We start from the raw sequence: 9,369 nt of genomic DNA, 5'->3' as shown, positions 1-9,369 counted from the left end.
TAGCAGTCCTAAATCATTTGTGAAAATTATATATCTCTTTTTTCTTTCTTCTCTTTGCGTCCTTGGCGTTCTTGGCGGTTCGTTTCCTTATATATATTTTTCACGACTCATTTAGGATTGCTATATATAGGAATCGTATTTGATTTTTGAAATTATCTACGGAAGAAAGGGAGTGGGGAGTAGGGAGTAGGGAATAAGGAATTAGGCTTTTCGAGTTGTACCGAGCTTTTTCAGAAATCAAATATTAGTCCTATAGTTAGCATTGAAGTGAATAAACTATATTAAGTCATAGTTTATTCAGTTTTTCTCAAGTATTTTTACTTAATCATCTTGAATACACATTATCTATCTATTCGAGCAAAGCCCTGTTTAACAATTCAAAATTCAAAACTTGTACTGAGCGTAGCCGTTGGCGCAGCCTCTCGTAGAGAAGGGCGTAGCCGAAGTATTATCAATTCAAAATAAAAGCACGACCAGGATAAAGCCGGGGGTAAAAAACAAATGGTCTGCGCTTTCTTATCCTCCATTCATAAATGAAGGAGCTTGTACTAATTGCTCCAATCCAAACTAAAATCTGAAATTCATGCAATTTCAAAATGTCGGAATTAAAAATTATTTAATTATTTTTGAATTTTGAATTTTGAATTTTGAATTGGAGCGAAGCGACGGTCACTTTAAGCGACTGACAAGATAACGAACACACAATTGTTTTTTTCAAGGGCAAGGCAATAGAGATTATTTGCTTCCAAAAGAGGAAACTGTACAATAACCGACTCACAGTAACAGTTTTGATGGAACAGTGAACTACTTTGACCTACACCGCCGCCAGCCAATCACAGACCACAGATATACACCCGCTATTCATTGTTAACCCAAAGGAGCCACTGTCCTAGATAGGCGTTCCAGTGTGCCTCACCATCAGCAATCCCAACAGAAAAGCCAATCCTGGAGACTAGCTGTTGGTAGAACTGACCCGCACTTTCAAGCCCCTGCCGTATTTTCCGCTTTAGCCCCAACAAGCCCCCAACAGCCTCATCTAATGCTTGGGGTTGGGCATCACGATTTGTTAGGGAACGCCTTACTCGGTTTGCCCAGTCTCAATTTGCCCGATCATTGCCGCCAGATGCTTGAGGATTTGTAATACGCGCTCCAGATCATTATCTTGCCCCAGAATAAATTGCCGCGATCGGGCATAGCAGGGAACCTCCTGAACCATTAGCTTTAAGAATACAAAATCTGTTCCATTGGTAACTAAGCCATACCGAGGAAAATTGCCATTAGGGGCAGCCAGCATATAAGATAACACTTGGGGAATGCCCACTTTGGGTGAAAACTCGGCTCGTTTGGACTCAATCACAAGCACCCAAAGCTGACCTTGTAATACCAGGATATCGATCCGACCTCGCACAACCATACTTTCATTAGCGGCTTCAATTTCTATGGAGTCTTCGGTGCTGACATAGAACGGAGGTAAGAACAATCCTGATAAGTCAAGTAAAGGAGCGACCACTGCTAATTTGACAGTATTTTCTAATACCGATCGCCGCTCCAGGTTCGCCACAATTGCCTGAACTCTTAGCAACCGTTGCTGTTCTGCTTCTGTCAGTGTAGGGAGGTCTGCCTGCCACTCTGAGAAAAAGGACGGGTCTTCTGTTTGTTGTAATCGGAACTTTAGTTCGAGATCGTAGAGAGTTACTTTATCTGCTGCGATCGTTTGCACCATTGGACTAGTCCCTTATCTCTGGATCTAGTTCCATGTTAGACGATTGGCAATCAAGTGATTTGTTGTCACTAATGTCGCAATACTATTCGGTCGAAATGAGATGGAAATTATCGAGATTGGAGCCGTTATGGTTGAGGCACAAACTTTAACAATCACACACCACAGACGTACACCTCGTAGCACTCGCGTTCGCCCAAAAGCCACTGCCCCATCCGTGACAAAACGCCTCACCTATGAGGCAACAGTAATTGTCTCACCAACCAGTACGGCGCGATCTGACGTGAAACCAAGTAGTATTTTTAACCTAACAAGTAAAGTGGTTAATAGTAAGCCTCACTTTCTCAAACCATCCATTCGACCCAATCGGGCGCATCTGCCACCAGTTGAGCAAACTTGTCCGGGCTGACAAAACAATTCAAAATTCAAAATTCAAAATTCAAGCTGCATAAGCCGTATTTCTCTCTTGTTCCTCCTGGCGTTTCTTTTCCCTCTCTTCCCGTTGCCGTTGGCGATACTCCAATACCTGTTGGATAAACTCGACATCCTCAGTATTTAGCCGATAATACCGAACCCTCTGTCCGTCCTCCATCGGTCGCCGCGACTCAGTAGACAAACCGAGTTGCGAGAGATACTGCCCCAAAATCCACATCGGAGACTCCGATAGCGGGATGGTCAGATTGAGAATACCTTTAACGTGAGATGCATTACGTTTTGAGAAGTCAGCCAAAGCCTGAATCATCGCCTCGTCCCCTTTAATCTCAACCCCAGCCATCAGATCCATCAGCACCGCTCTCAGTCCCAGCCGATGGCGCATTAACCAGGACGTAGAATGGTTGCTCCAGTCAGTGCAAATAGCCAAGCGCTCCCGTTCCGATTTATCCCTTTCCACAACAACAGTCGGTGGTGAAACACACTCCCGTCCCTGGTCATCAATAATCATTTCCCCAGGCGCTGCCAATATCGCTTCAAGTGCGACAATCTTTTTAATTAAGCGTCCCCCGTCATCTTGCTCAACCAGTTCCGGGGTTACGCTCATGCCGTAAGTATCCTGAATGCGGAACTTCTCACACTCCAAAACCTCCTCCGGCTTGAGATAATCCTGATGCTGCCTGCTGTTGTAAGTCCTCCTGTCAATATCTTTAGCATTCGCCACCAAGCGATAATGTTCTTCATCGATGGCGATACCCTGAGCCTTCATCCACCGGGAAGTTCCTTCATCACCACCGTTGCCCAAAGGAATAATCGTATTGCCCATCTCCTCCAATAGCGATCGCAGATCAGCCCGTAGATTATTAATCGACCAATTGCGCTGTGCTTCAATTTGGCAAGAAGCATCCAATGCCCAATCCTTCTCTGCCCCTCGCTTCCCTGTCTCTCTGTTAATGCGAATTAAAAACGCGGTCATCTCGTTTTTCTGAAGAATCTTTTCTTTGATGCGACGGGCATTGGTTTCGGCGTAACCAAAGGGAGCCCGGATTTCTCACCACACCCCTCAAAGCCTGCGCTTGTGCAGGGGAGCAGGGGAGCAGGGGAGCAGGGGAGAGTTCAAATACCAAGTTCTTTCCCCTCTGCCCCTCTGCCCCTCTGCTCCATCAAACGCCTGAAGCTTGTGAGAAATACGGGGGGAGGACGGGGAGCTACCCAAACGTACATGGGAACATCGGGACGATACCGCCATAATTGCTGGGCGCATTCTGTAGCCGACTGTGAAACAGCATGAAACACACCAAACACGGCATCAAAATGATAGTTGGAAATGTCAACCCCTGTACCGAGACTGGGAGTAATTAAAAAAGCGTCGATATCCTTAATGGCAACGTTAATTTCCCGGATAAAGATGACATTCTCCTCACTGCCACTGTTCTCGGAGTGAATAGCCCATACTCGTAACTTGCGGTCTTCGGCTGATTCCGGTGTTTCGTCGCTATCATCGAAGAGAGCAGGGGAGCAGGGGAGCGGAGGAGCAGAGGAGAGTTGTTGTATAATTTCTTTCCCCTCTGCACCCCTGCACCTCTGCCCCTCTGCATCATTGAGCGCTCGTTCTAGCTTTTTGATAAACCGCTTACTGTCACTCACCATCATCAGTTTTTTACCCAACATCAACTGAGCGTGGAACTCGGCAACGATCGCGCTGCTGTTTTTACCTTCATACCAATAGACTTGACGACCACCAGAGCGATATTCGTTTTTGATGATGTAGGGTTTTTCACCAGCCGGTCGCATTCGCATGAAAAACTCAATGGTCAGGTCATCCAGGTGAGCATCTGCCAACACTACCAACTTGGCATTGTAGACCAGATACTCCAGTACTTCCAGGATAGCCCCCCGGTGTTCTTTGCAGGTCTTTGATTTGAGCAAGTGGGCAAGATACTGGCAGGCTTCATCAATAAAAAGAATATCGTAAGCCTGTAAATCATTCGCCATCTTATATAGTGAATCTACAGTGATACTGAGTGCTTTTGCTTTAGCCCAGTCACCGCAAGAAATCGCAGAGTACATGGCAGTTTGCAAGCGATCACTGAGATTTTTCAGCAAAGTAACGCGATGCCCGTTGTTCAAAAAGCTGAGTTGGGGGTTATCAAATCTCATCATCGCCAAGATTTCGGTCTTGCCAGTACCCATGTCGGAAGCCAAACCCACTAACCCAGATTGAGGCAGAGAGCGGATGACTGTGGAGAGATAGCGGGTATTGACAACGCAATTGGGTTTGAATTTGCGAAGCCCCCTGGCGCGATTCACGAAAAATCTTTGGTTTAACTCGCTGATTCTCAAGGCATCAGCAATCATCGTGCTGACGGCTTTATCAGCTTTTTTCCCCAAAGCCACAACCCAATCGTCAATTCCTTTTTCTGGGCCAGGAAGTAGCGCTACTTCACATTGGCAGGCAAGCTGGAGAATTACTTGACAGGTGCGACGTGTGGCTTGGAAAACCTGCTGTTTGGTTTTGGGTTTACTTTCGTAGTCGAAAAGGATAACGAATTTCCGCCCCTTTTGTGCCATTGGGACTAAATCAGGGTGCAGGTATTCTAAGTCTTCCTTGCCGACTCGACCGTTCCAGATTCCAGGAAGTGCGATCGCCACAAAGCCTAAAGTTAGGAGACAAGCAGCCTTCTTCTCGCCCTCCGTAAGGCATACAGGGATTTCAGGGTGTGCCATAACCCAAACCCAGAATCCTAAAGCTTCACCTTCTTGGGTAACGGTGATTAGTTCTGGCATTGGCACGTCATACCTCAACGATATCAACCGCCAGATGTGTAACGGTACTCTTAGATATGTGACACGGTTGGGAGTTTTGGGTGGCGATTCATATTTAACTGGCTTTTGGGTTTGCTCTTGGGTTGCCTTATCCCATTCCAGGCGAGGACAATCAGGTTTCATCCGTCCCCAGTCCATCGGTAGCCAAGAGTTTCGGGGGTCGAGTCCACTAACCCACCATGCGCCCGACTCTACATGGGCATATCTTTTCAAGTAGCCATCGCGCAGTCGCCCATCGTTTCGTCTGGCAGTTTGTGGGAGAGCGTATAAAAGGTACTCGTATACTTCCGAACCACACAGAGAGCGGACATTTAGTGCAGTGAGTTTGGGGTCAACGGCGGAATTGACTACCCATTCATGCCAGTGGTTAGGAGCTAGCTGATTATTTGTTTGATGTGTATCAATGATGTTCATATCTTCTCCAGTATTTTGACGCAGTGCAAAGCAAGTGGTATGGCTTCATACCGCTTTGAAAAGCTTTTAGCTTGGTTAAAGGGGAAAGGAAAAAGGAAGAAATCTCTTATTCCCTCTTATCCTTTCCCCTTGCCCTTATCTCCCCCCTCCCGTGTGTGGTCGGAATGTGAGATTAATACGGGTGCTAACCACTTTGTTGGTTTTGGGGACTTGATGCAGATGTGTAGACTGACAACCGGGGTGCATCACAAGTAAACTGCCGTGTTCCAGCCAGAAATCCGTTGGTCTGCCATTTCTCGGTTTGATTTGGAATTTGCGACATGAACCCAGGCTGATGGAAGCGATCGCTGGGTTAAATCCCATCAATGGTTCATTGTCGGAATGCCAGCCGATTGAATCCTGGCCACTGCGGTACTGATTACCAATGACAATACGGTACTTGTAGCCAGTTAGCGCAGTGATTCTGTCCCGCAAGTAAGCGAGTTTTTCTGTCCAAGTCAGGGGTTTCAAAAACACGCACTTTGAGTAAAGGTAATCACATCCGTAGTCCCCGTAAATACATTCGAGGCGGGGGACGGGCATTGTTTTACCCGCGATCCTGATTTGATTTTGCTGCCACTCCAGTTGTAGACAGTGTTGGTAAAGTTCGTTTGCTTGTTCAAGGCTTAAGAAATCGGGGTAGTAGGCGATAGGTAAAACTGGGACTGATTCAGCGAATAAATTGAGTTGTTGCATAGTATTTTCTCCAACTAAAGAACGTGTACTGAAGGAGTTGCTGTTAGTTTTGACCTGTAGAGAAAACCTCAATCAAGACGCTTTCTGGATACAAACCGACTTTTCCAAAGCGTGGGTCATGGATGCGTTCTATTTCTATTCCTTGTTTTCGGCACAAAGCACTTGCCTTTCTACCTTTAGTACCGGCTTCTTTTACAGATATTTCTAAACCTTGAAGATTGGCGAATCCAACAACACTGTATTTATGTCCACATGGGGTATTTACTCTGTCTTGCTCAACTTCAACGGCTTTTAGTCGGTGCAAAATTTCGGTCTGTTGCTGCTGTTGTTGGAGTAAATGCTGTTCTTGCTCTGCCAGTTGTTGTGCGATCGCTGCAAGTAACTGAACTTGAGTCATTGATTGCTGCTGTACAGGCTCTTGACTCATCATCACTTTCATTAAGGTTCTGTTAGCCCAGATGCGGAACTCGACAGAAAACCACTGCGCTAAATCAATTGCGATTTCTGGATGAATCCAAGTACCTTGAGAACTGCCATAGCCATCTACTTCGATGACAAGAGACGATATCGGGAATCCGATGTCGTTTGAAAGTGCTGTCCAGTAAGCTTTTGTGGACTTCCTTTCTTTGTAATGCCCCCAAGACTTGTTATTTGCATGGCACATCTGAGTTGCATTCACGTAGCCCTTGGGTATGCTGTATTTGCCTAGCTGCCCAACTTCTGGCATTTGGTTAATATCGGAGTCACGCCATTTGTGTATCAACATAATTAACTCCCTGGTTATTGTTCAAACAGTGAATTCGAGGAATTGCAATCTAAGAAACTCAAGCATTCACGCGCAGCAAACTTTTCTCACCAACTAGTGAGAAACGATTGGATATAGTTAGAGGCAAAGCTAAAGTTGGCGATACCAATTCAACAATGTAAAACCAAGAGTTATTCACAAGCCCAATCCCCAAAATCAGCCGTTGTTTTGTTCCTTTGTCGTGAGTACATAGCATCACTCTCTCGCCCAGAACGAAAGCGGGTTTTTGCACACTGATGGCTTCCAATTCTCCAGTCCCGATGATTTGATTTTGTGTGGCGTGGAGTATTTCATTACGGCAATCAATTGAATAAATCCAACATTCGTGTTTCCATTGCATACCGCAGCAGTAACCAAATCTCCTCGTGGTTCTAAGGTATACTCTCTCCAGTAAATTAACTGCAACAGGTGGAATTGTTTGTCCCCAAGGTGGAGAAAGATACCAGCTTTTTTTCAGAGCGTTAATGTAGTCAATCATGCTTTTCTCCCTAATAAGTAATTAATGGCTTCGGAGTCAATAGAGGCAATACGCTTTTTCAGATGTTGTGGGGGATTGTCAAAAAAGTTTTTGAGATGCCATCTCCGAACTTGATAACGCTTAGAAGAACGGCGACTAGTTTTCAACCAACCACGTCGTACCCAGCCAGAAACGGTGGTGGAATGCACACACAGAATACGGGCGATTTCAGCACTACTATAGTTATCGAGAAAGGGACTTGTAGAATAACCCAAAGCCCAAAGTTTAGTTGCAATCGCAATTGGAGTGCGGAAATAGCCATGTCTTTTTAAGATTGAGGCTATTTGTTTAGGTGTATAAAGTTCAGCTTTAGCTTCAATTATTGCTAGTTCTTCATCAGTCCATTTTGTATGCATTTGATTACCTCCTATGTTTATGGAGATTTAGTAGAAGAATGTTCTTGTACAATCCGAGCGCTGAGAGATTCAATCTTCAAGCAGGGATTGAAAATCTGGGTGTTCATCGTTGATTTCAACTTCAATCAAATCTGCACTCTTTGTAACGATGGTTGCCCAATTGGGTAAAGTCTGTGGAATGGTCTTTGCGTAAAGTTTCATAATTGGTTCCTCTTCGATTAAGAGTTAAAAATCCTCGGCAATTTCCAACAAAAAGCCGCGTCCCGTGTTCTGCACTTGCACCAGTTCTTTATCCAGCAGTGTTTGAATGACTGAATCGGAGAATTGCAATTGCAGCCGATGTAATGGAACACAACCGCCGCAAAGCCGAATCGAACGCAGCAAATGATTGGCTCTACGGTCAAAACTGTTTGTAGAATTAGCCATTGGTGCTACCTCCGGTCATTGCGGCTAATGCCCACCCTGGGTTGCATCAAGCTGTACACGAACTGTGGCACGGTTCAGTTAACGAAGCAAAACAATTGTTGGTGCGACAGATTGCAGGAGGAAGCGAATGTGTTGATAGTGTTGTGGGACTAGCTACAACCGACTGAGGAGCGGCTTAAATGTTTAGGGCATAGGCCAGATGCGCGTTGGCAGAAGAAATAGGTACAGTACCTATTAAATAGGTACTCATCGGCTCCTTAGTACCTATTTAATAGGTTATGTTCAGGAAGCAGAAGCCGCAAAACGCCCAATTGTGGAGATATTGCGATTGTTGGTGTTGCGGTAAGCTTTAGTAAATTACTAGGGGATAAGCAGATTAACCCTAGTAATAGTGAATTACTAGGAGATAAGCAAATAAACCCTAGTAAAGACCAAGTACCTGAGATTAACCCTAGTAATGAGATATCCCCTAGTAAAATGCGGCGAAACAAGGGGGAAGGAAGCGGTAGTATTCATTGGCGCACGATTACTAATAATGGCAGGGATTACCAGCAGGCGTACTATCACTACGAGTTTTGGAGCGAAGGCGATCCCAGGCGTGAAGTCGTCGAAGTGTATTCCCAAGCGGCTACTGAAGCGAGTTCAGGAGATGCTGTTGAGATTCCCGAATTAACCAAGCAAGAGATTCGCGATCGCAGTTAGACGAAGAAAGAGAAGCTAACCAGCTAGAAGCCACTTTCTCTGAGTGGTACAAACTAGCAAAGGCATCTGGTCTTGTTATCGCTAGCCAAAAAACAGAAGAAGGCATTATCGTTTATGAGCCGAATGGTCAAGCCATATCCTTTGAAAATATGCTTGAACGTGGATGGACTTTAGATTATTTACAACTCCAGAATCAGCATGACTAGGAAAACGTTGTGTAAACTACACACAACGTCAAAGGCTTGCCTGATAAACGTTGTGGACGTTGTGGTGAATATAACAAATTGATCACATTTTGCCAACTAGTGAACGCCAAGTTCGACCGATGACCAAGCTTGAACCCCATGAAGGGGTCATGACGAAATACGTGTAAAATGGGACACGTTGTAAAGTTTTGTAAAGAAATCCGGCTGAAAGCATTGATTTGTAGAAATTT

The 9,369-nt window shown here is 45.2% G+C and carries 13 protein-coding genes; 3 read left to right on the top strand and 10 right to left on the bottom strand.

Annotation, left to right across the window (positions count from 1 at the left end; genetic code table 11):
• Nucleotides 1–1,078: 1,078 nt before the first annotated feature.
• Nucleotides 1,079–1,723 (bottom strand): restriction endonuclease subunit R, encoded by a 645-nt coding sequence (locus LC574_RS12655; protein ID WP_229453847.1) that lies wholly within the window; start codon nt 1,721–1,723, stop codon nt 1,079–1,081.
• Between the two features lie 100 nt (nt 1,724–1,823).
• Between LC574_RS12655 and LC574_RS12650 the strand changes: the two genes are divergently transcribed.
• Nucleotides 1,824–2,129 carry a hypothetical protein gene (locus LC574_RS12650; RefSeq protein WP_229453846.1) on the top strand — a complete coding sequence of 102 codons (306 nt, stop codon included), beginning with the start codon at nt 1,824–1,826 and terminating at the stop codon, nt 2,127–2,129.
• 30 nt (nt 2,130–2,159) lie between these two features.
• Here the strand turns inward: LC574_RS12650 and LC574_RS12645 are convergent, their stop codons facing one another.
• The 8 genes from LC574_RS12645 to LC574_RS12615 all read right to left on the bottom strand — a co-directional run bounded on the left by LC574_RS12645 (nt 2,160) and on the right by LC574_RS12615 (nt 8,231).
• Nucleotides 2,160–3,128, bottom strand: coding sequence for a hypothetical protein (locus tag LC574_RS12645; protein ID WP_229453845.1), 969 nt, complete (start codon nt 3,126–3,128; stop codon nt 2,160–2,162).
• A gap of 140 nt (nt 3,129–3,268) precedes the next feature.
• On the bottom strand, nt 3,269–5,392 hold the full coding sequence (locus tag LC574_RS12640) for a DUF3854 domain-containing protein (protein WP_229453844.1): 2,124 nt from the start codon (nt 5,390–5,392) through the stop codon (nt 3,269–3,271).
• A gap of 135 nt (nt 5,393–5,527) precedes the next feature.
• Nucleotides 5,528–6,127, bottom strand: a complete 600-nt coding sequence (locus LC574_RS12635; protein WP_229453843.1) for an alpha-ketoglutarate-dependent dioxygenase AlkB — start codon at nt 6,125–6,127, stop codon at nt 5,528–5,530.
• 43 nt (nt 6,128–6,170) lie between these two features.
• On the bottom strand, nt 6,171–6,893 hold the full coding sequence (locus LC574_RS12630) for a KilA-N domain-containing protein (RefSeq protein WP_229453842.1): 723 nt from the start codon (nt 6,891–6,893) through the stop codon (nt 6,171–6,173).
• A gap of 58 nt (nt 6,894–6,951) precedes the next feature.
• Entirely contained in the window at nt 6,952–7,410 is a 459-nt protein-coding gene (locus tag LC574_RS12625; RefSeq protein WP_229453841.1) for a DUF1392 domain-containing protein, read from the bottom strand.
• On the bottom strand, nt 7,407–7,805 hold the full coding sequence (locus LC574_RS12620; protein WP_229453840.1) for a hypothetical protein: 399 nt from the start codon (nt 7,803–7,805) through the stop codon (nt 7,407–7,409). The genes LC574_RS12625 and LC574_RS12620 overlap by 4 nt, the downstream gene beginning before the upstream one ends.
• Nucleotides 7,806–7,874: 69 nt before the next feature.
• Nucleotides 7,875–8,006: a hypothetical protein gene (locus LC574_RS37965; RefSeq protein ID WP_267871511.1), complete on the bottom strand. Its 132-nt coding sequence runs from the start codon at nt 8,004–8,006 to the stop codon at nt 7,875–7,877.
• A gap of 24 nt (nt 8,007–8,030) precedes the next feature.
• Nucleotides 8,031–8,231: a hypothetical protein gene (locus LC574_RS12615; protein WP_229453839.1), complete on the bottom strand. Its 201-nt coding sequence runs from the start codon at nt 8,229–8,231 to the stop codon at nt 8,031–8,033.
• On the opposite strand from LC574_RS12615, the gene LC574_RS12610 reads away from it, so the two are divergent.
• Both LC574_RS12610 and LC574_RS12605 read left to right on the top strand, forming a co-directional pair.
• Complete coding sequence (locus LC574_RS12610; RefSeq protein WP_229453838.1) at nt 8,231–8,398, top strand: hypothetical protein; 168 nt, start codon at nt 8,231–8,233, stop codon at nt 8,396–8,398. The genes LC574_RS12615 and LC574_RS12610 overlap by 1 nt on opposite strands.
• A gap of 310 nt (nt 8,399–8,708) precedes the next feature.
• Entirely contained in the window at nt 8,709–8,933 is a 225-nt protein-coding gene (locus LC574_RS12605; RefSeq protein ID WP_229453837.1) for a hypothetical protein, read from the top strand.
• A gap of 202 nt (nt 8,934–9,135) precedes the next feature.
• Here LC574_RS12605 and LC574_RS12600 read toward each other — a convergent pair.
• Nucleotides 9,136–9,369: hypothetical protein (locus tag LC574_RS12600; RefSeq protein WP_229453836.1), on the bottom strand; the 234-nt coding region annotated here is incomplete at its 5' end.

The organism is Nostoc sp. CHAB 5715 (genome assembly GCF_020829685.1).
GTDB lineage: Bacteria > Cyanobacteriota > Cyanobacteriia > Cyanobacteriales > Nostocaceae > Nostoc.
The sequence above is the reverse complement of the archived record's forward strand: the minus strand, read 5'-3'. Positions and strand labels throughout refer to the sequence as shown.

Excerpts from the sequence above, each read along its gene's own strand:
- LC574_RS12655 (WP_229453847.1), bottom strand. The coding sequence starts at position 1,723 with ATGGTGCAAACGATCGCAGCAGATAAAGTAACTCTCTACGATCTCGAA.
- LC574_RS12650 (WP_229453846.1), top strand. The coding sequence starts at position 1,824 with ATGGAAATTATCGAGATTGGAGCCGTTATGGTTGAGGCACAAACTTTA.
- LC574_RS12645 (WP_229453845.1), bottom strand. The coding sequence starts at position 3,128 with ATGACCGCGTTTTTAATTCGCATTAACAGAGAGACAGGGAAGCGAGGG.
- LC574_RS12640 (WP_229453844.1), bottom strand. The coding sequence starts at position 5,392 with ATGAACATCATTGATACACATCAAACAAATAATCAGCTAGCTCCTAAC.
- LC574_RS12635 (WP_229453843.1), bottom strand. The coding sequence starts at position 6,127 with ATGCAACAACTCAATTTATTCGCTGAATCAGTCCCAGTTTTACCTATC.
- LC574_RS12630 (WP_229453842.1), bottom strand. The coding sequence starts at position 6,893 with ATGTTGATACACAAATGGCGTGACTCCGATATTAACCAAATGCCAGAA.
- LC574_RS12625 (WP_229453841.1), bottom strand. The coding sequence starts at position 7,410 with ATGATTGACTACATTAACGCTCTGAAAAAAAGCTGGTATCTTTCTCCA.
- LC574_RS12620 (WP_229453840.1), bottom strand. The coding sequence starts at position 7,805 with ATGCATACAAAATGGACTGATGAAGAACTAGCAATAATTGAAGCTAAA.
- LC574_RS37965 (WP_267871511.1), bottom strand. The coding sequence starts at position 8,006 with ATGAAACTTTACGCAAAGACCATTCCACAGACTTTACCCAATTGGGCA.
- LC574_RS12615 (WP_229453839.1), bottom strand. The coding sequence starts at position 8,231 with ATGGCTAATTCTACAAACAGTTTTGACCGTAGAGCCAATCATTTGCTG.
- LC574_RS12605 (WP_229453837.1), top strand. The coding sequence starts at position 8,709 with ATGCGGCGAAACAAGGGGGAAGGAAGCGGTAGTATTCATTGGCGCACG.